This window comes from Acinetobacter sp. CIP 64.7, assembly GCF_000369745.1.
Lineage (GTDB): Bacteria > Pseudomonadota > Gammaproteobacteria > Pseudomonadales > Moraxellaceae > Acinetobacter > Acinetobacter fasciculus.
In genome coordinates this window covers 637,387-663,436 of sequence record NZ_KB850179.1, presented here as the reverse complement: position 1 = coordinate 663,436, position 26,050 = coordinate 637,387, and the positions used below count along the sequence as shown (strand labels likewise).

Here is a 26,050-nt window from a genome sequence, read left to right as displayed (position 1 = left end):
ATTTTTTATTTTTTTAAAAGTGAGCGAATCACATCCAGATAACTTGGCGGAGCATCGACATACTGACGCTCCCTTAACATCTGATGCATTTTCGCCAGCTTTTGATGCGGCACAGAGGCCATCAAATGATGTTCAATATGATAGTTCACATGAATTGGGGCTACAAAAGCACGTGCCAGCCAGTCTGCACGGGTGGTGCGGGTATTGCTAAGGGCAGAATGACTGGTTTCTAATCCGGCATGCTCAGCCATGGCTCGGATGCGGATGAACAAAGGAAATGGAGTGATATAGGCGAGAGGCCATAATAAATACAGTTTGGGATGCCCACTGGCCCAAAGAGCAGAAAAAATTGCTGCATTTGAGATGAGCATACCGGAACTGTTCTTAAATAGATTCTTTGCTAACTCTAAATTGCTGCGATCACCACGCGGAATTGGCTTGGGGTCATTGGAAACACTCCATTCCAGTAATTCAAGATCCATCAATATCCGACCAGCGAGAAATTTAAGCCCAGATTGCCCATTCAGGTCACGGAAGAATTTCCTGAATAGTGAGCTTTGAGTAATAGGGAAATTCTTCACCAACCCCAAGTCAGGATCATCAGGCTGCGAGGTTTTAGCATGATGTTTCAAATGGTAAGGACGATACTTGCTGACATCATTCCAGATCGGGCGTGCACAGAGCCAATCAGTCAGATGGGTATTTAACCATTTGGTTTTGAACAGGCTATGGTGCGAGGCATCATGCATCAAAATAGCCATCGCAAGCTGGCGTCCAGCAAGAATAGCCAATGCCAATGCACATATCAGTATTTTTCCCCACGTAGGTAAATATTCCCAGCTATAGGCTACCGTGCCAAAGGTCATGACAATTACAGTCCAGGTTGAACCTACTGCCCAGGCACCGTGCAAGTTTGAGGTCGTGGTGAGTTCTTTAACTTCATCACGACTAAAAAGTTCTGTGACACTGACCTTGCTGTTCATTCTTCTGCCTATATTTAGTTCTTATTGCTTTATTCAATATATTTGGATGAAATATTACAGTCAATTTATTTTTGTGTATAAAAAAGAAATAAATTAGACCCCTTGGTCTTTAAAATAGTGTTGCCATAAAAGTTGACCCTGTTTTTCTAATTTGCGGACCGCGAGCTCAAATTGTTGTCGGGCATCTGTGTCTATCCATTCTGCAGGAAGCAAAGGATCAGCACGTAAACTAAACAGGGCAGACTTACCTAGATAAAAGGCACTTTTTGCAGCATCTGCTAAAGTCAGATTTTGGTAATTTTCAAACCAGTCGTTGATAGCATGCTGTACTGCATGATAGGTCTGATGTAGCTCTTCGATATCCCATAAATCACGAACTTCGGTTTCACTTTCCAGTTGACTGACTTGGAAAAAACGTGCGTCAGGATCTAATCCAAACTGGATTACAGCTGTTTTTAATGGACTTAGGTTTAGCGTTAAATTATCGGGACGAATAAAAACATTTTGCTCTAGTTCCTGAAAACCATAATAACGCAGCGCTTTTTCTCTTTTAGATAAGGCAGTACGGTCTACACGTCCCAAAGTGCCGGTATAGACCAATACATATTTTCCGTTCCATGTGGTCGCCGTTTGCATATCAGGGTGTTTGTTTAAGCTGATAAAAGAAGTATCGAATTTTTTCTCTAGCAATTGATATACGCCGCGCTCTACAGCTTGAATGACATTTTCCTGATTTAATCGGGCTACAGCGACACGGATACCATTGTCAGATATACCCAATAATTCAGCAGCAGTTAATATCCGCTTAATAGACAGGGTGGAGTTTTTAGAAGCGTAGAGAAGGTCTAAAACAAGATGACGTGCATTCAGTTTATAAGTCATGAAACGATATCGTAATTAAAAGAATTGAAAGTTTTGAAGTTTATTTACAATAGCACTTTGTCATGAATAACCCAAAAAAATGTCAGGGTGAAAGAGAATGAATAAGTGATTTGAGATATGCATTTTATTAATAAATTTTTTTCAAACACAATAAAAAAACCCTTATCTTTCGATAAGGGTTTTTCGTATTCTGGAGCGGGAAAGGAGACTCGAACTCCCGACCCCAACCTTGGCAAGGTTATGCTCTACCAACTGAGCTATTCCCGCAATGAGGTGAATTATAGAGAATTCCACAGCAGTGTCAACTCTCTATAAATCTGTTTGATTAATTAATCAGCACGGCGCCAAACCGTACCTTGACGGGTATCCTCAAGAACAACACCTTGATCAAGTAAAGATTGACGAATCTCATCCGCACGTGCGAATTCTTTGGCTTTCTTGGCATCCTGACGCTGTTGAATTAAATCTTCAATTTGTTCAGGTGACAACCCTAGAGCTTCCTGACCAATGTCAGACTTGAGGAACTCTTCTACATCCTGCTGTACCAGACCGAGAATATTGGTCAGGTGACGTAAAGTTGCATAATAAATCGCTGCCTGTTCCGCATTTTCTTCTTTCACGGCACGATTCAGTTCTTTATTGATTTCGAACAATACCGCAATCGCTTCAGGCGTATTGAAATCATCACACATAGCGGTATTAAAACGTTCAACAAAAGCCTCATCCAGAGTTTCAATCAGATGATCACCATAAACCGCCTGATAGGTTTTAAACGAGTGATAGAAACGAGATAAGGTATTTTTTGCTTCTTTTAAAGCAACATCCGAGTAATTCACCGGGCTACGATAATGGGAAGAAACAATGAAATAACGCACCACTTCCGGATGGAATTTTTCAATCACGTCGCGAATAGTGAAGAAATTGCCTAAAGACTTCGACATTTTCTCGCCATCGACATTAATAAATCCGGCATGCATCCAGTAATTGACATACTGTTCACCAGTAGAAGCTTCAGATTGTGCAATTTCATTTTCATGGTGCGGGAAGGTCAAATCAGCACCGCCGCCATGAATATCGAAATGATTGCCTAGGCAGCAGGTCGACATTGCTGAACATTCAATATGCCAACCCGGACGGCCATTACCCCAAGGGGAAGCCCATGACGGTTCATTTTCCTTGGCATGTTTCCACAGTACAAAGTCAAATGGATGTTTCTTTTCAACTTCGACATCGACACGTTCAGACGCACCCGCTTGCATATCTTCCAGTTTACGGCCAGAAAGACGACCATATTTGGCAAACTTCTCGACCTCAAAGTAGACATCACCATTATTGGATGGATAAGCCGTACCTTTGTCGACCAGGTTGCTGATCATATCCTGCATCTGATCGATGTAATCTGTGGCTTTAGGTGCTACATCAGGTGCAAGGCAGCCCAGTTTGGCAAAATCCTCATTCATCGCATCAATAAAGCGGCTGGTTAGCTCTGAGATACTTTCGCCATTTTCATTGGCACGTTTAATAATTTTGTCGTCAATATCCGTAATATTACGCACATATTTGACTTTCCAGCCTTGGCTACGCAGGAAACGGATAATATAGTCAAATGCAACCACTGTACGTGCATGTCCAATATGACAGTAGTCATAAACCGTCATACCACAGACATACAGATCAATTTGACCTTCAACACGAGGTACGAATTCTACTTTTTTGCGTTGCTCTGAGTTATATAGAACAAATGGTTGCATAGCTGTTCAAAAGACTTCAAATAAAAGGATGAATCATCTTAACCTAAGCATAATTATTCATAAAGATAAAAGCGTAAAAAGCCTCAGTTATTTAGGGTAGTTAGGCGATGAGAGTGATTTAGAAAGAAGAGGTTCAGGAAGTAAAATGACGATATTGAGCTTACATTTTCAGAGACAGTATCCGTCAGGGTAATTGAGTTAAATTGAAATGAGGATGATTTAGTATGAATCCCATTCATTGAGACGAGAGTGAGGATATTCTAATAAAAAATAAAAATAAGCACATTCTACAGTTTTAAAAATGGAGTGAATGTAGAGGCGGAGATACCAGATTGCGCAAGTTGAATACAATCTGAATATATTAAAAATCCGTCGAATCTTCTACATTTAGAAAGCTTACAATTGCATAGCTATGCTAAAATTGCGAAAATTATGCCCATCAAACCAGAGTTTTTCTCTGTCCTTAGCGTAGGTAAACAGGCTTTGAATCCACAAAAAACAGCGAATCAACTAGATTTCCAGAAAGTCGCACTTGAAACACTGCGCATCGAAGAAAATGCACTACAGATTTTAGCAACACAGATTGATGACCGTTTTAGCCGGGCATGTGAAATTATTCTACAGTGTACTGGCCGTCTGGTGATTACCGGAATGGGCAAGTCAGGTCATATTGGCCGTAAAATGGCGGCGACCTTTGCTTCGACCGGAACTCCCTCATTCTTTATGCATCCAGGTGAAGCTGGTCATGGCGACTTGGGTATGCTGGTGGCTGGTGATGTGCTGATTGCAATTTCAAACTCGGGCAAGAGTGATGAAATCATGATGCTGATGCCACTCATCAAACATCTGGAAATTCCGCTGATTACCATCAGTGGTGATGATCGTGGTCCAATGCCACAAAATGCTGATGTGGCTTTGACGTTGGGTAATATCCAAGAAGCCTGTCCACTGGGTTTAGCGCCGACATCGTCAACGACGGCAACATTGGCTTTGGGTGATGCTTTGGCGGTGGCTTTACTGGACGCTCGCGGCTTTACCTCAGATGATTTTGCACGCTCACATCCTGCAGGTGCGCTGGGTAAGCGTCTGTTATTGCACGTGAAGCATCTGATGCGTACTGGCGCAGATTTACCTAAAGTCTCGCCAGATACCGCCATGAATAAAGTATTGTACGAAATTTCCAACAAGCGCTTGGGCTTAACCACAGTCGTCGATGAAAATGATGTGTTGCTGGGGATTTTTACCGATGGTGACTTGCGTCGCTTGATTGATAAGCAGCAAGGTTTTGATGTCAATCTGGCTATTCAGGACGTGATGACCAAAAATCCGTTGACCATTTCTCAGGAAACACGTGCAGTGGTCGCACTGGAACGTATGAATGAGCATAAAATTAATCAATTTGTAGTTGTTGATGATGCCAATAAAGTCATTGGTGTGATTAGTATGCATGACCTGATTCAGGCTGGGGTAAATTAATAAATGGCATCTTATGTATTATTAGAGCAGGCACGTCATATTGCAGCACTGGTACTTGATGTAGATGGTATTTTAAGTGATGGCTTTGTAACGCTGACTAATACTGGCGATGAGATCAAATCCTTTGATATTCGTGACGGTCTGGGCATGAAACTGGTTCAGCAAGCAGGGATCAAGGTGATTATTATCACCGGACGTAAAAGCAATATCGTAGAAAAGCGTATGTCGGATCTGGGTGTTGATCTGGTCTATCAGGGCCGTGAAGACAAAGGTACAGCACTTCGTGAAGCCTGCGCACAGCTCAACATTGATCCTGAAGATTGCCTGTACATGGGCGATGACTGGCCTGATCTGTCTGCTTTTGCCATTGCCGGCATGAAAGTGACCGTGCCTAATGGTCATGTTGAAGTTCGCCGCCGTGCCGATCTGGTGACTCAGGCCCAAGGTGGACGTGGTGCGGTGCGTGAAATCTGCGATATGCTGTTAATGTCCAAAGGCATGTACCAAGAGTTACTTGAAAAATATACTCGTGCGCCTTATTAATAAGTCATATCTTTTGGATTAAGTACACCGCTTATGGATACTAAAGTTTTATATATTACGGCTGTGATTATTGCCGCAATAAGTGGTGGTTATTACTATTACAGCGGCAAGGGCAACAAGCTGCAGGCAGATTCTGCGCGCAGCATGACCTATTCCGCTCAAAATATTAACTTAACCCAGACGGATGAAACAGGCCAGGTGTCGGTTCGTGCCCAAGTGGACCGACTTGAGCAGAACCTGCAGCTAGAAACTTCAAAGCTAGAAAATCTGCGAGCATCGACTTATGACAATGGCAAAGTCGATGCAACTTTCTTTGCCAAAATGGCGCATGGTTATGATGACAATACAAAAGTTGTACTCTCTCAAGAAGTGTTCGCCACCAAAATCATGCAAAATGGGAAAATGCAGTTTCGTACTGAAGAACTGACCGCTTTTCCGAAAACACGTGAAATTGAAACAGACAAGACAGTGATTGTGGAATCTCCACAGGCTGAATTTGTCAGCCAGGGTCTTAAAGCCAATCTTAATGATGGTCAATACGAATTCTTTAATATTCGAGGAAAGTATGAACCAAACTCCTAAAGCCAAAATGATGCACACTTTCCTGAAGCGTATGACGCTGGCGACTGTGGTTGGACTCGGTTCAATCGCTGCTTTTGCACTGCCATCTGACCGTAACCAGCCAATCACCTTGCTGGCTGACCGGGCGACTTTCAATGAGCGGACGGGTGTGACGACGTATTCGGGCAACGTTATCATTGAACAGGGCACCATGAAGCTGCAAGCCAATTCGATTGTGGCCAATCTGAACAATAAGCGTCAGATCAGCCTGATTACAGCGACAGGCAGCCCGGCACAGTTCCAGCAAAAAGTGGATCCGGCCAAAGGTCTTGCCAAAGGTCAGGCGCAGAAAATTGTCTACAATGCTGAAACCGGGATTATTACCTTGTCAGGCAATGCCTTCCTGCAACAGGACGGTGCCAGTATTCGTGGTGCGACTTTAAAATACAGCATGAACAAAGGCGATATCGAAGCCACCGGAACACCAAACAAAACCGGTTCATCGTCTGGTCGTGTACAAATCGTGATTCCACCCTCTAGTTTAACATCCTTCCCGGGAGCGCGTGATTAATGGAGCAATCGCAGCAGGTTCAAACCTTAACCATTAAACATCTGGCGAAAAACTATAATAAACGCTGGGTAGTGAAAGATGTATCGTTCAGCATGGAAAGTGGCCAGATTGTTGGGTTGCTCGGACCAAATGGTGCCGGTAAAACCACCAGTTTTTATATGGTGGTTGGTCTGGTGCGGATGGATAAGGGAGAAATCTATCTCGATGATCTGGATCTTTCTGACCTCGCAATGCATGAACGGGCACGTAAGGGAATTGGTTATTTGCCGCAGGAAGCTTCAATCTTCCGAAAACTGACGATTTCAGAAAATATTATGGCGATTCTGGAAACCCGTAAAGATATGACCAAGGCACAACGTCAGCAACGTCTGGCGGAGCTATTGGCAGACTTTAAAATCACTCATATTAAAGATTCTTTGGGCATGAGTGTATCCGGTGGGGAGCGACGTCGTGCCGAGATTGCGCGTGCACTTGCGGCGGACCCAAAATTTATGCTACTCGATGAGCCTTTTGCTGGTGTCGATCCGATTTCGGTTGGAGATATTAAGGATATTATTACGACCTTGAAAAATCGCGGAATTGGTGTACTGATTACCGATCATAACGTGCGTGAAACGCTGGCGATTTGTGAGCATGCTTATATTGTTAGTGAAGGCGCATTGCTTGCTGAAGGTACACCAGAAGAAATCCTGGCGAATGAGACCGTAAGAAAAGTTTATCTGGGTGATGATTTCACTGTTTAAATAATCCTGCTTTATATAAAATCCTGCATCAGACGCCAGTTGTCGGATGCAGGGTTTTTTTTGATCAAATCAAAGTGAAAAAGATTTCTTTTAAAGGGGTTTGATATATTGTTAGACTAAAACAAGAAACATTACATAATTATGCGATTTAGGGAAGAACACTTTAAAAAAAATCAGGGGAAAACAGATCAAAAAAGAAAGAGATTGATACTTCTTCTTTTGCCTTTATCTGTATCTTTGGTGCATGCAGAAAGCTCACCCCATTATTTTGCCAATCTCAAAAATGGCTTGGGTCAGCTGATTGCACCCAAGCCTACACGGTCAGCGCATACCATTGATATTACCTCGCTCGGTCATTATTCATTAGATACATCAAAAGTAGCTGAGCTGCCGCAAATTACCCGACCACAGTCAGGACAGTCAGCTTTAAGTTCTACGATCACAGCTGGCATTCCACAAAAAATGAATCTGGTGGAAGCCGTACACTGGGCAGTGCAACGACGTCCTGAAATCACTCAGAGTATTTCGACATTATCTGCGCAGGCTGCGAATATTGATGTAGCGAGATCAGGTTATTATCCGCAGGTGTCCGGTGGTATCGGGACAGGGGATCTCACTTCCGGTGAACGTAGACGTCAAATCGTTTCTTTGAATGCCACCCAGATGCTGTATGACTTTGGCAAAATTAAAACCAATGTCAGTGTAGAAGAAGCCCGCTTGGCAGAAGAACAGGCAAGAGTGCTGGTTAGTTTGGATCAGATTGCATTTGAAGTAGCAGATGCAATAGTGAATATCAAACGTTATCAGCAAATCACCCAGATTGCCCAACAGCAGATTCAGGGCATTGGACGGATTGCAGAAATTGCCAATTTGCGTGCCCGCGCCGGAATCAGCAGTCAGGCCGACCCGATTCAGGCCCAGTCCAATCTGGAAGCAGCGCAATCGAATCTGATTGTACAGCAGACCCAGCTCAGACAATATCAACAACGCTTGCGTACCTTGCTAGGATTTGATGTATCCACTGTTGAATGGGATATTCCTGATCGTATTGTGGCACAGGCCGATCTTTATCAGGATCCGGAATTTACCCAGATTCCGAACATGATTCTGGCCCATGCCGGGGTCAATGTTGCCCGTTTGCAAAAAGATCAGGCGCGGCTAAGCCCTTATCCGACCATTAGTGTTAAAGGTAGTCTAAGTCAGGCGATGAATGGACGGAATCCAAATAATAATGAAGATGATGGCTTTTATAATTCAGTCATGATTGAAGCCAGCAGTAATTTGTATCAGGGTGGTGCAACGCGTTCACAGACCCGTGCCGCAAGCTATGCCGAAGAAGCTGCACGCGCACAGGTCAATACGGTCTATCTGGATGTGCTGGATCAGGTGCGCTTGATCCGCGAGCAGATTGAAAATAAACAAAAACAAATGGGGGTTTTATCCCAACGCCGAGCAACCACGGTACGCACCAAAGAGCTGTATCAAGAACAATATAAATTGGGTACCCGAACCGTAGTGGATTTGCTGAATGCAGAGCAAGCCATTCATAGTGCAGCGCAGGAAATTGAAGCGGCGCGCTATGACATTTATTCGGCGATCGTACAGTACATTCAGGTCACGGGCCGTACACGGGATATTTACGCGCTTAACAGCATTTCTATTCAGGGGTTTGAAGTTCAGCCATGAGTACTACAATAATAAATTATCAACCTTGGCTTCAGGCAGTTTTAAATATTGCCCGGCATTACCGTATTGAGCCTTCTGAGGAGCGAATTCGTCTGCAACTGGACTGGAATCAGCATCATGACATCGATGACATGCTCAAGATTGTCAGTCGTCAGATGGGTTTAAATCTCCGTAAAAATAAATTTGAGCGCAGCCTGCTGAATTCATGGCGTTTACCTTTACTGGTTGAATTCGATAGTGGTGATGTGGGCGTGATCGAACGCATCGACACACAGGGCAATGTCAGCATCCAGCTCAGTGGTGATGAAGGTTTATCTCAAAGCTTTACAGTTGAACACTTAGAGACTGGCATAAAGCATCTTTATGTGCTGCGTCCTGAATCTTCAGTGCCAGATGCGCGGGTGGATGAATATATCAAACCCTTTGAGAAAAACTGGTTCTGGTCAATTGTCCTGAATGACTGGAAGCGTTATATCGATGTGATGTTTGCGTCTTTAATTGCCAATATTCTAGCATTGGCCACGATAGTCTTCTCGATGAATGTCTATGACCGTGTCATTCCATCACAGTCCATTCCGACGTTATGGGTGTTGGCCGGTGGTGTGCTGATCGCCGCGATTTTTGAGTTTGTTTTACGTGTCTCGCGGATCTATCTGTCAGACATTATTGGTAAACGTGCGGATTTAAAAATTTCTGACCGGGTGTTTGGTCATTCATTACGGATTAAAAACAATGAACGTTCCAAATCAACAGGAACCTTCATTTCACAAATTCGCGAGCTGGTGACTTCAACCACAGTTACGGCCATTGCCGATCTGCCATTTTTCTTCCTGTTCTTGGGCATCTTCTGGGTGATCGGTGGCAATCTGTTCTGGGTCATGTTACTCGTTGTGCCCTTAATGATTCTTCCAGGGATTCTGGCGCAGAAAAAACTGGCACAGCTGGCCCAGTTGGGGATGCGCGAATCTGCCATCCGCAATGCCTTGCTGGTAGAAGCTGTAGAAGGAATTGAAGACATCAAGCTGTTAAGAGCTGAAACGCGTTTCCAGAATCAGTGGAATCATATGAATGAAGTATCAGCCGATGTCAGCATACAGCAACGTAAAATTGTCGGCTTGATGACCGCCTGGACTCAAAAAATTCAGGGGCTGACCTTTGCGATTGTGGTTTTAGTCGGGGCCTTTGCGGTGATGGAGGGTGACATGACCACAGGCGCACTGGTGGCCTGTTCGATTCTATCTTCACGCATGCTGGCACCAATTTCACAAATTACGGGTGTACTGGGTCGCTTGCAACAGGCTAAAGTCGCCAAGGCTGGTCTGGATGAACTCATGAAAAAACCAGTGGATCAGCCGGATTATTCGCACCTGATTCATCGTCCGGCACTGGATGGGCATTATGAGCTCAACGGGGTGGTGTTTAAATATGGCGATGATGATCCGAAACCGAGTTTGATGATTCCCAAGCTGGAAATCAAGCCGGGGGAGAAAATCGCGATTCTGGGCCGTAATGGTGCAGGAAAATCGACCTTGTTACAGCTTTTGTCTGGGATGCAGACACCGTTACAGGGCAAGGTCAAGCTGGATGGTATTGATCTGACCCTGATTGATCCGTCAGATGTGCGGCGTGATATGAGTTTGCTAAATCAGAACTCGCAGTTATTTTATGGTTCAATTCGTGAAAACCTGACTTTGGGTGCACCTTTGGCCACCGATCAGCAAATTCTGGAAGCCTTGCAAATTACCGGTGCACTGGGATTTGTACAGGAGAAAAAAGAAGGACTGGATCATATCCTTTTAGAGGGTGGTGTCGGCTTTTCTGGTGGGCAGCGTCAAGCCTTGTTATTGGCACGGTTATTGATCCGTCAACCAAAAAATTTGCTACTGGATGAACCGACCGCTGCCATTGATGATGTGTCAGAAAAACAGTTGATTGATCATCTTAAAGGTTATTTAACCCATCGTACGATGATCGTTGCGACCCATCGCCGTGCGGTATTGGAACTGGTGGATCGTATTCTGGTGGTCAATGATGGCAGGATTGTGATGGATGGACCAAGGGATCAGATCCTGAATCAGTCGCAAGGTGGTAATAAGCGGGTTGTGGGAGCAAGTGCATGAGTGAACTACAACAACTAAAACGTTCCAGCAAGGTCAGCTTTCAGGAGCCGCCCTTACCGAAATCAAGTATCATCATCTGGATTATCGGCATTGGCCTATTGGTATTGCTGAGCTGGGCCTGGTTATTCAAATTGGAAGAAGTATCTACCGGTACTGGAAAAATAATTCCATCATCCAAAGAGCAGGTGATTCAGTCTCTGGATGGCGGTATTTTGACTAAACTTAATGTCAAAGAAGGTGAGATTGTCGAGCGTGGGCAAGTATTGGCCCAGCTTGATCCGACCCGCTTTGAATCCAACGTCGGTGAATCAGAATCCTTGCTGGTGTCATCACGTGCCACTTCAGCCCGTTTACGTGCGGAAGTCACCGGCGCACCGTTGGTCTTTCCTGAAGAAGTGTTGAAATACCCCAAATTGGTTAAAGAAGAAACGGCCCTGTATCAGTCGCGTCGAGCCAATTTGCAAGAATCTGTTGCAGGCCTGGAACAGGCTTTGTTACTGGTGCAGCAAGAACTGGAAATGACCGCTCCCTTGGTCGCCAAAGGGGCAGCCAGTGAAGTTGAAGTGTTGCGTCTAAAACGTGAAGCCAATGACCTGCGTAATCAGATGAATGATATCCGTAATCAATATTATGTAAATGCGCGGCAAGAGCTGTCCAAAGCCAATACCGATGTGGAAACTCAGCAACAGGTGGTACGTGGCAAGTCGGATACTTTGAGCCGAACTGTTTTTAAATCACCGGTTCGCGGTGTGGTCAAAGAGATTGATGTGATGACGCTGGGCGGCGTGATTCCACAAAATGGCAAGTTGATAACCATCGTGCCACTAGATGAAAAATTACTGGTTGAAGCTCGAATTTCGCCGCGTGATATTGCCTTTATTCGCCCTGATCAGGAAGCGCTGGTCAAAATTAGCGCCTATGATTATTCAATTTATGGCGGGCTAAGCGGTAAAGTAACCATGATTTCACCGGATACCTTGCGTGATGAAGTCAAGCAGGATCAATTTTATTATTGGGTGTATATCCGTACCGATAGCGACAAGCTCAGCAATAATGCCGGGCAGGAGTTCAATATTACTCCAGGGATGGTGGCCACCGTGGATATTCGTACTGGTTCAAAAACCGTGATGGATTATCTGATCAAGCCATTTAATAAAGCCAAAGAAGCCTTGCGTGAACGGTAATATTTGCCAAGCAATTGAGTAAAACAATCGATCAAAATCAGGCCTCTCCGTGGAGAGGCTTTTTATTTGTCTGTGCAAAGCGGGTATACTGCAGCAGTGAGAGTTTAAAGCCTGAAGTTATGCCATTTACCATTGCCAGCCTGGTCAGTTTTGAGGAAGACATCAAAAAAAGCCGCTTTCAGGCCTTTGCCACACCTGTTGAAAATGAGCAGGACGTCAAAGATTTTCTGGAGGCTTATCGCGATCCAAGTACCACCCATCAATGCTGGGCCTGGAAAATTGGCCATCAGGTACGCTTTAATGATGATGGTGAACCTTCAGGTACTGCAGGACGCCCGATTCTGGCAACCATTGAAGGCAATGAGCTGACCAATGTGCTGGTGCTGGTCAATCGCTGGTATGGCGGGATCAAGCTGGGAACAGGGGGCTTGGTACGTGCCTATGGCGGCTGTGCTGGACAATGTTTGTTGTTAGCAGAAAAAATTGAACTGATTGAAAAGAAAAAGGTGCAATTTTCCTGTCAATTCAATGAGTGGGCCATCTTTCAATATGAGTTGAACCAGCAACAGATTGACTATCAGGAAGAATATACAGCTGAAGGAGTACAGGTCAGAGCCTTATTTCAGTTACATCAAATTCAACCTTTTGCCCTAAAAATTCAAGATGTGACCCGTGGCCGGGAACAGCTCAAAATCATAGAAGAAGCGACAGATGACTGACGTAGATCCATTACTGAAATATCGTGAGCAGCATAAACATCGCCTGAATTATATGCCTTGGCTGTACTGGTCCTTAAAGCCTAAAAATCGCGGTTGGGCAGAAGCGTGGCAAAAGGACTATCAGGCTTATCTGATGGAGATGGAAACCGTCGAGATTGGTGAAAACTGTTTTATTTCACCTCTTGCACATATTTTCGCGGAGCCGGGACGCAAAATCATTATTGGTGATAATACCTTTATTGCCGCAGATTGCACCTTGCATGGCCCTCTGGACATTGGTAATGAAGTGGCGATTAATCATCACTGTATTCTGGATGGCGGTCGGGTGGGGATTAAACTGCATGATCAGGTGCGTATCGCCGCTTATTGTCATCTTTATGCCTTTGATCATGGCATGGATTTGGAGCAGCCGATTTATCAGCAGCCAGTACGTTCGCAAGGCATCGAGATTGGTCGGGATGTGTGGCTCGGTGCGCATGTCGGTATCAAGGACGGAATTAAAATCGCAGATCAGGCCGTGGTGGGAATGAACAGTATGGTGACCAAGGATGTCGAGAAGCGTGCGATTGTCGCCGGTAATCCGGCCCAATTCATTCGCTATCGTGAATAAGCTTTTGGAAGTCAAGTGCTTGATGCAACAGCCTGACTCAGCAGATGGTTCGATATATTGATCTATATTTGTTCACATAAAAGTTAACATATTTCAAGTCAAGCCTTACAGATTTCGCTGCACATTTTTGAATGCTTATGCTAAGTTAAAAATAACTAAGAAATTTTTATCATAAATAGAAGAGAGGCTAAACATGAAACGTGTCATCGCCTGCATCGACTCATCACCATGTATAAACGCGCTGGCTGACGCGGCGGCATGGATTGCCAAACAGACTGGCCGTGAACTGGTCCTGTTACAGGTTTTGGATTATTACCCGGCCAGTTATCATCTGGGGGAAATCAGCGGAGTGATTGGCTTTGAAAGTAATGCCATGTTACTGAAAGAACTGGCTGAGCTTGAACAAAAACAAAGTGAAATTGCGCTGGATTATAGCAATAACCTGCTGCAACACATTTCCGAGCGGATTCTGGCAGAACACGGTATTCAAACCACACATATTCAGGAAAAGGGTGATTTTCTGGAGCAAAGCTTCCAGATCCTGCAGCCTGATGATATCGCGGTGATTGGATTGCTTGGTGAACGCTCGGCTGAAAAAAACAAACCGATCGGTACCAATGTGGAAAATTTTATTCGTGGGGCCAATTGTACCGTGATGACGGTCGGAGAACAGTTTAAGCCGCCGACACGATTTATTTTCGCCTATGAATATTCACCGACCTGTATCAAGATGATGAAACGGATTGCGGAAAGTGATCTGCTGCGCTTATTGCAATGCCATTTGTTATATATCGGTGATCATGCTGAGATTCTGAATGAGCCTTTGCAATATTTAAATCAGGCTGGTTTAGATGTGGTGCCACAATACCGCTATGGCGATGTCGCAGAAAATATTTTGACCTATCAGCAGGAACTCGGAATTCAGCTGATCGTGTTGGGTGCATTTAGTCACAGTAAAATTCACCAGTTCTTTTTGGGCAGTATTGCGACCACGATTTTCCGGAATTCAAAAGTGCCTTTACTGGTTGCGAAGTGAGAATTGCATATAATAGCCAAGCGCGAAGTCTAATCGTAAATTGTTACAGCTTGATTTAAAAATGACCAGAGTTATCCTCATATATTGTGGATAACTCTGTGGTTAATATTTATAAGTTAATGTTATTTATGGTAAATATGTCATTGGGTGATTTTTGTTCTTCTTGTTTTATTTCACAATCGCAAGTGCAAAACCATCATGTCCTTTGCTGCCAACCGTTTGTAAAGCAGTGCATGACAAGATACGTGGATGATTTTGAAGCGCTTTAAACATGTCACGAATGCCTTCAATACTTGGTTTATTATTGTCCGGGTTAATGATTTCGCCAGCACGAATCACATTGTCCAGAAAAATAAGTGTACCTGAGTGCGACAGGTTTAAACTGAGTTCCAGATATTCCGGATAACTCTGTTTGTCTGCATCAATAAAGATGAAATCGAAAGCTTCCGTATCTTCAGGCAGGGCTTTAAGCACATCTGCTGCACGGCCGCATTTCAGTTCGACGGTCTGTTTAAGCTGCGCGCGATCAATATTTTCCTGACCCATTGCCGCATGGGTATCACGTCCTTCAATCGTCAGGATATAGCCATCATCAGGCAAGGCACGTGCCAGCCACATGGTGCTATATGCTGCAAATGTGCCGAGTTCCAGTACACGTTTACACTGGTTCATCTGGATTAGCATCTGCAACAACATGCCTTGATTTGGTGCTACAGCCAGATGATCAGGAAAACCGTGCGCTGCGGTATTCTCAAGAGTTTGATTCAGAATGGGGTCTTCAGGAATTAAATGTGAATCAATGTAGTGATCAATGTCTGTCCACATTTGTTGCATAGTCTTAGCACCTCGATTGCGATGCGTGCATTTTAAACTTTTCGCGGCAGAGCGCAATTTATTGTTCTATAGGTGCTGATTTTTTAGGCTCTAAAAAGTCCTGGATGAACTTTGTAGAGCGGTTGTCATGACTTAGTAATTACACATCGAAGAATTACGGCCTAAACTCGGTCCCCAAGTACGATAACCTTGGGTATCGATGTGGATTTGGCCAGAAGCATACATGCCGAGTCCCATATTTAGGCTTTGACCATGCTGGACCCAGAACTGACACAATTTGAACTTGGTATTTTCAATATAGCTATAATCTTGTGCCTGAGGATATTCAGGCCCAATCCGGAAATCGATCGCAGAGTTGTAAAGATGGCGTGAAGAATTGGCACCACCGGCACACTGGTTCAAAGGCAGGTCACGATAGACTGATGTGACTTCAAAATCAGTCAGTACATTGGCTGCAACCAGATATTTAAAGACTTTTAAAGTTGGGATCTGATTGGCCCATAATTCACGGCTTGGAATCATGTATTGGGAACGGCCACACTTGGCCCAATCACGTGCAGTACGCATCAATTCGAAACTCGGAATGATATTGCCAACCCCATGACGTTCCAGAAAAACCTCATATTCACGCACGCGTGACAAATTATCCAGTGCCGATACCCAGTGGGTATACACATAAGGCACAGTTTTTGGGTGGGCTTTACGATCGTATTGAACACGTTCTTGTGGAATGTAAATCCGTTTTCCAGCAGGTGTGGTGGCCTGTCCAGGTTGTTTTGTGGTCGTGGTACAGCCCACAAAAACAAGAGGAATTATACAAAGACTCAATAATCCCTTTAACAAGTTCTTCATTTATAGAAATCAGATATTTACAAAATAGCGCTATTTTAGACTAAATATAGGGAGAAATTTGGAGAATATTGCAATGAAATGTGTGCGTTGAGTATAAAAAAGATCAGCATTTGCTGATCTTTTAAAGTTTAAACTAATTAACCTGAGTTCGATGAAATCCACTTAGCCTTTTAGCATATTTTGGAAAGTTGGCTTATTGGGGTTCAAGCAATAAGCCACTACAGCAGCCATAATATTCACCATGAAGTTGTTGACCGAACGATGACGTGAATGTTCAAGTTGCTGCAAATTTTTTAACTGATCATTTACTGTTTCGATCAATCCTCTTTTGCAAAGCAATTGTTTTTCTTGTTCAGTATGAATAGGTTTATTTTTCATATTCCTGCGTGATGGAGTCAATATTTTTAGTCCTCTGGCTGCTAAAGCTTCAGCTTTTGCTTTGCTCAAATAGCCTTTATCTCCGAGTAAAATTCCTTTTAACTCTTTAGTTAAAGATTCAAGTACAGCAACATCATGAACATTTCCTGATGTAAGTGTGAGATTAATAATTTCACCTAAATTATTGATAATCAGGTGTAATTTAAAACCATAAAACCAACCCGTACTACTTTTTCCACGACCGGCCAAACCTTTAAATACACGATGCCTTTTAATCCGAAGATTATGGCAAACCACCAATTTAGTGGAGTCAATGATACTGATTCCCGTATCTTTTCCTTTCACTTGATGGAAGAAACTACTCAGAGCTTGCAAACAACGGGGCATGATTTCAATAAATCGGTTGTAGCTAAGCAGTTTAGGAAAAGCAGATTTCCAGAATGGAACGATCATTTGGCAATAAAAATATTTGAAGAATCTAAACCCGGATTGATGAAATAAAATGACAATGGTCATTGCTTCAGACAAGCTTAAAGCTGACTTTTTCAGCCTGGTTTTTTGATCAGAAATTAAAGCTTTCTCTAAAGACTCATTAAATTTTTTGCAGAAATCATCCAAAATACAAAATAATTCGGTAATATGATCCATTGAAAAGCCTTGTTTTATAACATTTTGTCTTGAGAACCAATATGTTACAAATACAGGGCTTTTTTTTCTACTCTTTTTTTATATCGAACTCAGGTTAATTACTTTTCAAGGTATTGTAATTTGTCTGCTTTGCCATTCCATTCTTCACGGTCTGCTGGCTGGTCACCAATTTGTGTGATATTTGGCCATTTTTGTGACAGGTCAGCATTCAGTTCAATAAAGACTTCCTGACCTTCTGGTAATTCGTCTTCAGAGAAAATTGCATTTGCCGGGCATTCAGGTTCGCATAACGCACAGTCGATACATTCGTCCGGGTTAATCACAAGGAAGTTAGGACCTTCATAGAAACAGTCTACAGGGCAAACTTCAACACAGTCTTGATATTTACATTTAATACAATTTTCAGTGACAACGAAGGTCATGGCGACAGCTACCTAAAAAATATGGTTCTAATTACGAATGCTGTATTTTAGGCAAAAACAGGGGGAACTAACAATTCCTTTTATTGATATTTGTTATATATAGGGCTGTTAAATTTGAAAAAAGGTCGCATACCGATGAATTACAGCATTCATCGGTATGTTCAGGACATCGACCCTATGCCAGATGAGGTCTAGGACCGAGAATTAACTTGGCTGTTTGATCAGGTCTTTGAGCGCATATAACTGCTGCAAGGCTTCACGCGGAGTTAAACTATCTACATCAATATCTTCGAGTAAGTCCAGTGCAGGCGATTCTTTTTCAATTTCGATGATACGTTCTATAGGCTCCATAACTTCAGGCATTGCAAACAGATCATGCTGCGGGCTCAGTGGCTTGGCCTGATGCTGTTTTTCCAGAATCTTTAAGCGGTTTTGCGCTTCTTTAATCACCGCAGCCGGAATGCCTGCCAATTTCGCGACTTGCAAGCCATGACTTTGACTGGCCGGGCCATGTTGCACCTTATGCAATAAAATCAGATTACCATTCAGCTCTTTGGCCGTGACATGGTAGTTATTAATGCCACTTTCCTTATCCAGTTCAGTCAGTTCGAAATAATGGGTAGCAAATAGACATAAACATTGAATGCGTTTGGTCAGATCCAGCACACAGGCCCAAGCCAAAGACAAGCCATCATAGGTACTGGTTCCACGGCCAACTTCATCCATGAGTACCAAAGACTGGCTGGTGGCATGATGCAGGATTTGCGAGGTTTCGGTCATTTCCACCATAAAGGTTGATTTGCCGGTCGATAAATCATCGGCAGAACCAATACGGGTAAAGACACGGTCAACCGGACCTAAAGTTGCAGCTTGCGCTGGAACATAGGCACCACAATAAGCCAGCAACACGATCAATGCAGTCTGGCGCATAAAGGTGGATTTACCACCCATGTTGGGGCCGGTAATGATGGCCATGCGATGGGAAAAATCCAGTCGCGTATCGTTCGGAGTAAAGGCCGATTTACTGAGGGCTTCTACCACTGGATGTCGTCCAGCAGTGATACTTACACCGATTTCAGGGCTAAATTTTGGACGCGACCAGTTGCGTAAACGCGCCTGATGGGCAAAATTAGCAATCAGATCAATCTGGGCAATGGCGCTGCTCATCATCTGTAAACTGCCGATATCCTGACGCAGTTCATCCAGCAGCATTTCAAACAGCATTTTTTCACGGGCCAAGGCACGCGATTCGCTAGATAAGACTTTGTCTTCAAATGCTTTCAGTTCAGGCGTGATGTAGCGTTCGGCATTTTTCAGGGTTTGCCTGCGGATATAATGCTCGGGTGCCTGTTCGGCTTGTGCTCGGGTTAACTCAATATAATAGCCACTAACACGGTTATAGCCGATTTTCAGTCCCGGAATGCCGCTTTGTTCACGCTCTTTGATTTCCAGATCAATCAGGAACTGGCTGGCATGATCACGAATCTGACGCAGTTCATCCAGTTCACTGTCAAAACCTTCTGCAATGACATTACCATCACGCAGCAGGACGGGTGGATTTTCTACAATGGCTGACATCAGGCGTTGATGCAAACCATGGAAGTCGCCGAGTTCTTCATTGAGCTGCACCAAGAGCGTGGACTGTTGCTGACTCACAATCGGTTGCAGGGCATGACGTAAAAATGGAATTTGCGCACAGGCCTGACGCAGTTGTACCAGATCACGTGGGCGGGCACTGCCAAGCGCAATACGGCTCAGCACGCGTTCAATATCGCTAATCTCTTTAAGCACCAGACGTACAGGTGCTTCGTGGAAACCTTGCAGCAAGGCTTGAATGGCATCCAGGCGCTCATCCAGCAGCGCGGTATCGCGTAAAGGTTGCATCAGGGTGCGACTGAGCAAGCGTCCACCCATAGCAGTCTGACAGTCATTGATCAGTTGAAATAAGGATGTCCCATGTTCAAATAAAGGCTCAATCAGTTCAAGATTACGGCGTGTCACCGGATCCAAAGCAATAAAATCTGAACTTTGTTCTAGCTGAATCGTGCGGATATGCGGTAACGCAGTTTTCTGGGTTTCTTTTGCATAGTGAATCAGTGCCGCAGCCGCTGCTTTAGCCAAAGGTAAATGATCAATGCCGAAACCTGAAAGCGTGCTGACAGCAAACTGGTCGCATAAGGTTTTTTGCGCATTGTTCAGGTTGAAGTCGACATCGGGACGTTTGGTGACCGAGATATCCAGTTGCTGTTTGAGTTGTTCGGTCAATGTCGGATCAGTGATACTTTCATCCAGCAGAATTTCGCTTGGCATCAAACGCGCCAGTTCAATCATGAGCTGGTTAAGATCATAATCCTGCTGCTGGACTTTAAATAGGCCGGCGCTGAGATCAAGAAGTGCAATGCCGATCTGATTCTGCTGAATACATAAAGCCACCAGATTCGAGCTCTGATGTGCACCGAGCATGGCATCATCGGTCAGTGTGCCCGGCGTAATAATTCGAACTACACCACGCTCAACCGGTCCTTTGCCAGTAACCTCGCCGATCTGCTCGCAGATCACCACGGTTTCGCCTTTTTTGACCAGACGTGCCAGATAGCCCTCGGCTGCATGATAAGGCACGCCCGCCATAGGAATTGGCTGACCATTGGCTTTACCACGATGGGTCAGGGTAATGCCTAAAATCTTGGCTGCCTTGTGTGCATCTTCAAAGAACAGTTCATAAAAATCACCCATACGATAAAACATCAAAGAATGCGGATGCTGCATTTTCACCGACATGTATTGCTGCATCATGGGCGTTAAGGTAGAAAGATCAGCCATAATTTCTGAACTGGTCATTAAAAATAAATCCTTTCAACAAGAGATAAATGCAAATACTGCTCAATAGGCTATGCAGGAAAATTTAAAGCACATTTTCAATCAGGCCAATCCAACATGGTTGAGCACAGGAGATCGAAAATGTGAAATGAATCTGCTGATTCAATTCAGCTTTAAAGCTGTATTGCAGCAAGTCTATCAAATTTAATTTTTAGAAAGAAATGAAATTCCAGATGAATCTTTAAGTCAGCGCTCAGATCTGTCGCTATGGCTTCTTATTCAGCATTATTTGCAATTTTAAAAAATAAACCACCGGATGCGAACATGCGGTGGCAAGTCTCAATCAAGACGATAGTTTATTCCGGATCATAAAGACCAAGATCGGTCAGATGTAATCTGAGAATCCGGCGTAATTCCAGTACGGCTTCAGGCGTTTCCTGAATCGAGTGGCCACCCTTAATGACTTTGCTAGATACAGCACCATTTAGGTAAGCACTCTCATATGAAACGATATCATCGCTCATGAGCTTGGTGTCTTGCGTATCTACGGTATTGCCGATAATCGAGTGAAATTTGATATCTTTAGAAGGCTGAATATCCTGGGTCAACGCCGTGAATTTTGAATTTTCACTCAGATCGCTTGGGCCATTTTGAATCAGGTCATGCCCCAGTTCTTTGACAAACTCGTTTAACCCGATCTGGCCTTGCAGGGTATCGGCAAAGGCACCCAAAAATGCACCCGGTATACGGATAATTTTACGGGCCAGTTTGGTATGCCAGCGGTCGGCATATTCTGTCCCACGATGTGGTGTCGCTAAGAAAATGGCCCGAGTGAAATTTGGAATAGGCCGCATTTGCAGGCGTGCTTTAAAGAGCGGGTTATCCTTAAATTGTGCAATGCGGGTATTTTGTACCAGCTTGAATGCATCTTGGGTAATATCGGCCTGACTGACCATTAAACGGGCAATCACACCTCCCATGCTATGTCCGACCAGTACCGCATCTTTTTTGGCTGGTGCATTGTTCGCGACCTGGGCAAAGCCTTGCTGAACCAGTGCATTAATTTGAAAACGGCTTTCCAGAATCGGCATATTAGTAGAATAAAATACCTGCCAGACCTGGAAATTTTCTCTTAATACCGGATCACCCATAATGTCGTTGGTCAGACGAATCCAGGCTTCAGGACTACTGGCCAGGCCATGAATCAATACCAGCACTTTCTTGTCCGGATTATAAGGTTCCAGCATGTACAGGTGCGGCATGCTCAGACTGTCTTCGCGATTAATCAGCGTCAGATAGGCTAAACGCCCCAGATTGTTCTCGGCCAGCCATAAACCGTAAGGTGCGGAAAAGTTGGCGGCTAGCGCATATTCTTTCGAAGCTACTTTGATCTTTTCATGTTTATAAGGGTCATACAGTTTCAGGTGAAACTCCGAAGTAGATAAAATCTGTTCAGTCGAATTCGCGGATTTTGGTACAGCAGTAATGGTGGTCGCCAGATAGCGTGCTGAATGAATGTTAGGATTTTTACCATTTGGATAGTTGTGCTTGAGCGGATCGACAATATATTTTTTATCCTGCTCGGTTTGCTGTGCTTCAGGTAAAACCACTAAAAATTCTGAACCAAAACCATCACGGCGGGTGATGGAACGTAGGCCGGAAAAGTTCATGTTATAGGTAGACATCAGCTGTTCAATGGTCTGGTTTTTCAGCTGCGGAAAATTTTCCAGATCAATGGTGTATACACTGTCACCGACCTGAATGCGCTGGCCGGACTGTTTGGCTTCATAACGTTCAGCATAGCGTTGAATCAGATGAGCAATTGCCAGGTTATAAAAGTCACGAATCTGGACCTGGCGGTTATCAAAAATACGCTCTTGCGGCGCACGCTCGGTTTTAAATAGATAGGCATAGCTATAACGAATGCTTTTATCCAGCATAGTGAGCTGCTGATCCAGACATTTCTGGATGTTCTGCTTGTGTCGTTGCTGTTTTTCCGGTGATCGGGTTTTGTTTAAAATTCCGGTGTTACATTCAGCAGACTTGGCATTTTGTAAGGAGTTGGCTAGATATAATTCACTTGCTGTAGAAAGCAATTGTTCATCTAAAATCTGGGGAATACTTTTCAGATCTTCCACACATTCTTCGGGCTGATCAATACAGATCTGAGCTTCAAGACCTGTCATGGACAACACATTCAGACTGGCTTCGCTAAGCTTGTCGCGGGTCAAGATACTGTCACGCTCATTGTTCAGCGTGACATTAATCGCCTGTTCCTTAACACTGACCACCTGACAGCCGCTGAGTATGCTGGTGATGAGTAAAGTGCACAGCATTAATCTTTTATTTATTTTTTCGTGCATAAAACTTTTCACTGAATTCAAGTTATAAAGCGGGATAATGTTTTGTATTTTACTAATTTTTTCCCATAAAAATAGACCGCCGTAGCAGTCTATTTGTAATCAAATTGAAGCGAATCTTGATTATGGGGTCACCGGTGCTGTTGCTGGGTCTGTAGCCGGAGCAGGTGTTGAGCTTTGCAGAATTTGCCAAACATTCCAGCGGCCATTTTTCTCAATTTCCTGAATCAGGCGGTCAGCCACTTCAGCTTCTTGCGGATATTTCACCTTATAGTTCGCCAAGGTTTGAGTGGCATTTTTCTTCTGTTCCAATGCAATATAGTTATTGGCTGCAGAAAGATAAGCCTCCTGAACGCCAGCTTTCATGGCTTTGTCCAGATAAGCGATGGCTTCACGTTGACCACCGCCTTCAGACAGACCAAAACCAAACCAGAAGTTGACCTCAGGATCTTCTGGATTAATTTTGAGAATACGCTGGGCATAGGTCAGGGAATTGGTGGTATAAACTGAACCCAGATCCAGGTTACGTGCCATCACGCTGGCTTTAAAAGCACGCATCAACACATCAAAAGAGGCATTTGGACGGGCCGCTAAAGTATCCAGTTGTCGGGTGACTTCACGCAATTTGGCTTCAAAACCACGGCGTTCCTGACGATCGCTGAAACGTGGTGGATAATGACGTGCCTTACCTTCGACCATTTGCAGGAAATCGTCAATTTCGGTGATATCGATTTCATTTGAATTGGCAAGTGCTGCATAACGCATTGCACGTGTATTGCTATCTACCACTGGAATAATCAGTTTATTCACATCCAGGGTCAGTTGCTTGGATGGATCATTAGGATCCGTCACCACCATCTTGGTTACAGGCTGCGCTGCAGCTTTTTTCAAATGCACTTCAAATTCAGGCGGTTCATTATAATTGAATGGATTTAAAGCATAAAATGGTGGGCTCAGTTCAGGCTCTACAAAAACCACTTGGTCCACAGGTTTCTCAGCAGATTTCTGAGGAGTGGTGGAACACGCAGTAATTGTGAATGCTAAGCAAGCAAGTGCCAAGGGCTTAAAGGTCATAATAGTCATCCATTCTGTTATTTTTAAAACATCTATTCAAAAATTGCATGATCGTCAGTCTATGAAAAGTATAACGATCATGCAAGTAAACCCGTGTTACAGAGTGAAGTGTGATATTCAGGCTTTGGATTGGCTGGTTTGCGCTTCACATTCACGGCGCGCTTCTTCCAGAATCTCCAACTCTTTTTTGCTCAAAGGCTGGCCATCCTGTTGCTGCTTGTTAAAGGTCGGATCTAACAAAGAAAGACGATTGCACAAGTTGTTCATGCGTTTTTCATTTTGCTGAATGCGATCCAGCAGAATCCGCATACCTTCTAAAATCGGATCAGACTGGTCTTCAGTCGCGGCATAGGGCTGGAAACCGATACTTTCGGCATAGTCGCGACGACGGGCTTCAGCATCATCTTTGGGTTTGTCTTTAGTGATAAAACGTGCCGGGTTGCCCACCGCTGTGGCGTTCTCAGGAACCGCTTTGGTGACGACCGCATTAGAACCGACTTTGGCATTTTTACCCACGGTAAATGGCCCTAGAATCTTGGCACCAGCACCGACCACCACGCCATCTTCTAGGGTCGGATGACGTTTACCCTTATTCCAGGTCGTTCCGCCCAAAGTCACGCCGTGATAAAGCGTCACGTCATCGCCAATTTCAGCAGTTTCGCCAATGACCACACCCATACCGTGATCGATAAAGAAACGGCGGCCAATTTTTGCGCCGGGATGAATTTCAATGCCGGTGGCAAAGCGGCTAAACGAAGACAACGCACGCGCAGTTCCTTTACAGTCTTTATTCCATAGCTCATGTGCCATGCGATGCATGATCAGCGCATGAATGCCAGGGTAAGTGGTTAAGACTTCTAAGGTATTGCGTGCTGCAGGATCGCGCGCAAAGACAGCTTGTATATCTTCTTTGAGCTGTTTTAGCATTAGATTTGATCCTCGTCCTGTGATGATGTGTGTGAAGATTTTTTCCAGGTACCGTTGTTCAATGCCTGAACACGGCTGAAAATACCACGAAGTAAGTGATATTCCATACGATCTAATTGTATACGTCCAAAGAGGCGACGCAAGCGTAAAGGCAATAATCTTGGATTTTTTGGATCCATAAATTCAATTTCTGCCAGCATTTTTTCCAAATGCGGATAGAATTGTTCCATCTGGGCATGGTTGACCAAGGGTTCATCCCATTCCATTTCAATGCCATCAATGACTTGCATGGTCGCTTTAGCATCACGTGGCTGTTCAATTTGACTCATCGTCGCCATGCGCATCTCATAGCAGATCACCTGAATCGCCTGAGCTACATTCAGTACGCCATAATCAGTATTCACAGGAATAGTCAGGTGATAGTTGGCCATCGCCAGTTCTTCATTGGTCAGACCACGGTCTTCACGGCCAAATAAAATCGCAACTTCCTGCTGCTCTTGAACAACAGCGGTCATGGCTTTTTCTGCGGCAGGACGCACATCTAACAGCGGCCAGGGAATGGTACGGCTGCGTGCGCTGGTACCGAATACAATCTGACAGTCTTTAATGGCATCTTCCAGGCTTTCTACAATCTCGATCTGCTCGATCAGGTCAGTTGCACCCGCAGCCAGCGCATCAATATCCGGATGCGGATAGGTTTTCGGTGCCACCAGAACCAGTTTGGACAGGCCCATGGTTTTCATGGCACGTAAGGCACTGCCGATATTGGCAGGTAAAGTGGTATTGACCATGACAATACGCACATGGGAGAGATGTGCTGAAACAGCAGCATTGTCAATTTGACTCATGAGGATTCCAATTTTAAGGTGTTTT

At 44.2% G+C, this 26,050-nt stretch carries 23 protein-coding genes and 1 tRNA gene; 11 read left to right on the top strand and 13 right to left on the bottom strand.

Annotated elements, in window-relative coordinates; all coding sequences use genetic code 11:
• Positions 1-5 precede the first annotated feature (5 nt).
• The 4 genes from F890_RS09535 to cysS all read right to left on the bottom strand — a co-directional run bounded on the left by F890_RS09535 (position 6) and on the right by cysS (position 3,616).
• Positions 6-983, bottom strand: coding sequence for a fatty acid desaturase family protein (locus F890_RS09535; RefSeq protein WP_005266644.1), 978 nt, complete (start codon positions 981-983; stop codon positions 6-8).
• A gap of 93 nt (positions 984-1,076) precedes the next feature.
• The gene (locus tag F890_RS09530; RefSeq protein ID WP_004729876.1) at positions 1,077-1,865 is read right to left on the bottom strand and encodes a PaaX family transcriptional regulator C-terminal domain-containing protein; all 789 of its coding nucleotides are present in this window, start codon (positions 1,863-1,865) and stop codon (positions 1,077-1,079) included.
• 191 nt (positions 1,866-2,056) lie between these two features.
• Positions 2,057-2,132: transfer RNA gene (locus tag F890_RS09525), tRNA-Gly, on the bottom strand.
• A 62-nt stretch (positions 2,133-2,194) separates the two neighbouring features.
• Positions 2,195-3,616 (bottom strand): cysteine--tRNA ligase, encoded by a 1,422-nt coding sequence (gene cysS, locus F890_RS09520; RefSeq protein ID WP_004729875.1) that lies wholly within the window; start codon positions 3,614-3,616, stop codon positions 2,195-2,197.
• A 432-nt stretch (positions 3,617-4,048) separates the two neighbouring features.
• Between cysS and F890_RS09515 the strand changes: the two genes are divergently transcribed.
• From F890_RS09515 to F890_RS09465, 11 genes are all read left to right on the top strand, one after another.
• Complete coding sequence (locus F890_RS09515; protein ID WP_004729874.1) at positions 4,049-5,092, top strand: KpsF/GutQ family sugar-phosphate isomerase; 1,044 nt, start codon at positions 4,049-4,051, stop codon at positions 5,090-5,092.
• A gap of 3 nt (positions 5,093-5,095) precedes the next feature.
• Positions 5,096-5,635 carry a KdsC family phosphatase gene (locus F890_RS09510; protein ID WP_004279958.1) on the top strand — a complete coding sequence of 180 codons (540 nt, stop codon included), beginning with the start codon at positions 5,096-5,098 and terminating at the stop codon, positions 5,633-5,635.
• Between the two features lie 33 nt (positions 5,636-5,668).
• The gene (gene lptC, locus F890_RS09505) at positions 5,669-6,217 is read left to right on the top strand and encodes an LPS export ABC transporter periplasmic protein LptC (protein WP_004729873.1); all 549 of its coding nucleotides are present in this window, start codon (positions 5,669-5,671) and stop codon (positions 6,215-6,217) included.
• On the top strand, positions 6,201-6,767 hold the full coding sequence (lptA, locus tag F890_RS09500; protein ID WP_004729872.1) for a lipopolysaccharide transport periplasmic protein LptA: 567 nt from the start codon (positions 6,201-6,203) through the stop codon (positions 6,765-6,767). Before lptC ends, lptA begins: the two co-directional genes overlap by 17 nt.
• Entirely contained in the window at positions 6,767-7,510 is a 744-nt protein-coding gene (gene lptB / locus F890_RS09495) for an LPS export ABC transporter ATP-binding protein (protein WP_004646680.1), read from the top strand. Before lptA ends, lptB begins: the two co-directional genes overlap by 1 nt.
• A 219-nt stretch (positions 7,511-7,729) precedes the next feature.
• Positions 7,730-9,196, top strand: coding sequence for a TolC family outer membrane protein (locus F890_RS09490; RefSeq protein ID WP_017398053.1), 1,467 nt, complete (start codon positions 7,730-7,732; stop codon positions 9,194-9,196).
• Entirely contained in the window at positions 9,193-11,316 is a 2,124-nt protein-coding gene (locus F890_RS09485; protein ID WP_005263095.1) for a type I secretion system permease/ATPase, read from the top strand. Before F890_RS09490 ends, F890_RS09485 begins: the two co-directional genes overlap by 4 nt.
• Entirely contained in the window at positions 11,313-12,500 is a 1,188-nt protein-coding gene (locus F890_RS09480; protein ID WP_005263094.1) for a beta-barrel domain-containing protein, read from the top strand. The genes F890_RS09485 and F890_RS09480 overlap by 4 nt, the downstream gene beginning before the upstream one ends.
• Positions 12,501-12,619: 119 nt before the next feature.
• Complete coding sequence (locus F890_RS09475) at positions 12,620-13,219, top strand: IMPACT family protein (protein WP_005263092.1); 600 nt, start codon at positions 12,620-12,622, stop codon at positions 13,217-13,219.
• Positions 13,212-13,829 (top strand): acyltransferase, encoded by a 618-nt coding sequence (locus tag F890_RS09470; RefSeq protein WP_005263090.1) that lies wholly within the window; start codon positions 13,212-13,214, stop codon positions 13,827-13,829. Before F890_RS09475 ends, F890_RS09470 begins: the two co-directional genes overlap by 8 nt.
• Before the next feature lie 193 nt (positions 13,830-14,022).
• A complete protein-coding gene (locus F890_RS09465) occupies positions 14,023-14,865 on the top strand; it encodes a universal stress protein (RefSeq protein ID WP_004279943.1) in 843 nt (280 codons plus the stop codon).
• Between the two features lie 168 nt (positions 14,866-15,033).
• Here the strand turns inward: F890_RS09465 and F890_RS09460 are convergent, their stop codons facing one another.
• The 9 genes from F890_RS09460 to F890_RS09420 form a co-directional block, all read right to left on the bottom strand.
• Entirely contained in the window at positions 15,034-15,699 is a 666-nt protein-coding gene (locus tag F890_RS09460) for an O-methyltransferase (protein WP_004729865.1), read from the bottom strand.
• A 132-nt stretch (positions 15,700-15,831) separates the two neighbouring features.
• Positions 15,832-16,551: a D-Ala-D-Ala carboxypeptidase family metallohydrolase gene (locus tag F890_RS09455; protein ID WP_004279938.1), complete on the bottom strand. Its 720-nt coding sequence runs from the start codon at positions 16,549-16,551 to the stop codon at positions 15,832-15,834.
• Between the two features lie 162 nt (positions 16,552-16,713).
• Complete coding sequence (locus tag F890_RS09450; protein ID WP_005265583.1) at positions 16,714-17,577, bottom strand: IS982 family transposase; 864 nt, start codon at positions 17,575-17,577, stop codon at positions 16,714-16,716.
• A gap of 98 nt (positions 17,578-17,675) precedes the next feature.
• On the bottom strand, positions 17,676-17,999 hold the full coding sequence (gene fdxA, locus F890_RS09445; protein ID WP_004279936.1) for a ferredoxin FdxA: 324 nt from the start codon (positions 17,997-17,999) through the stop codon (positions 17,676-17,678).
• A gap of 204 nt (positions 18,000-18,203) precedes the next feature.
• Positions 18,204-20,837: a DNA mismatch repair protein MutS gene (mutS, locus tag F890_RS09440; protein ID WP_005251491.1), complete on the bottom strand. Its 2,634-nt coding sequence runs from the start codon at positions 20,835-20,837 to the stop codon at positions 18,204-18,206.
• A gap of 335 nt (positions 20,838-21,172) precedes the next feature.
• Positions 21,173-23,179: an esterase/lipase family protein gene (locus F890_RS09435; protein ID WP_034619017.1), complete on the bottom strand. Its 2,007-nt coding sequence runs from the start codon at positions 23,177-23,179 to the stop codon at positions 21,173-21,175.
• Between the two features lie 120 nt (positions 23,180-23,299).
• On the bottom strand, positions 23,300-24,250 hold the full coding sequence (locus F890_RS09430) for an ABUW_2363 family tetratricopeptide repeat lipoprotein (protein WP_005263089.1): 951 nt from the start codon (positions 24,248-24,250) through the stop codon (positions 23,300-23,302).
• A 117-nt stretch (positions 24,251-24,367) separates the two neighbouring features.
• Positions 24,368-25,201, bottom strand: a complete 834-nt coding sequence (gene cysE / locus F890_RS09425; protein WP_228127940.1) for a serine O-acetyltransferase — start codon at positions 25,199-25,201, stop codon at positions 24,368-24,370.
• Positions 25,177-26,025 (bottom strand): RNA methyltransferase, encoded by an 849-nt coding sequence (locus F890_RS09420; protein WP_005263088.1) that lies wholly within the window; start codon positions 26,023-26,025, stop codon positions 25,177-25,179. Before F890_RS09420 ends, cysE begins: the two co-directional genes overlap by 25 nt.
• Positions 26,026-26,050: the final 25 nt, after the last annotated feature.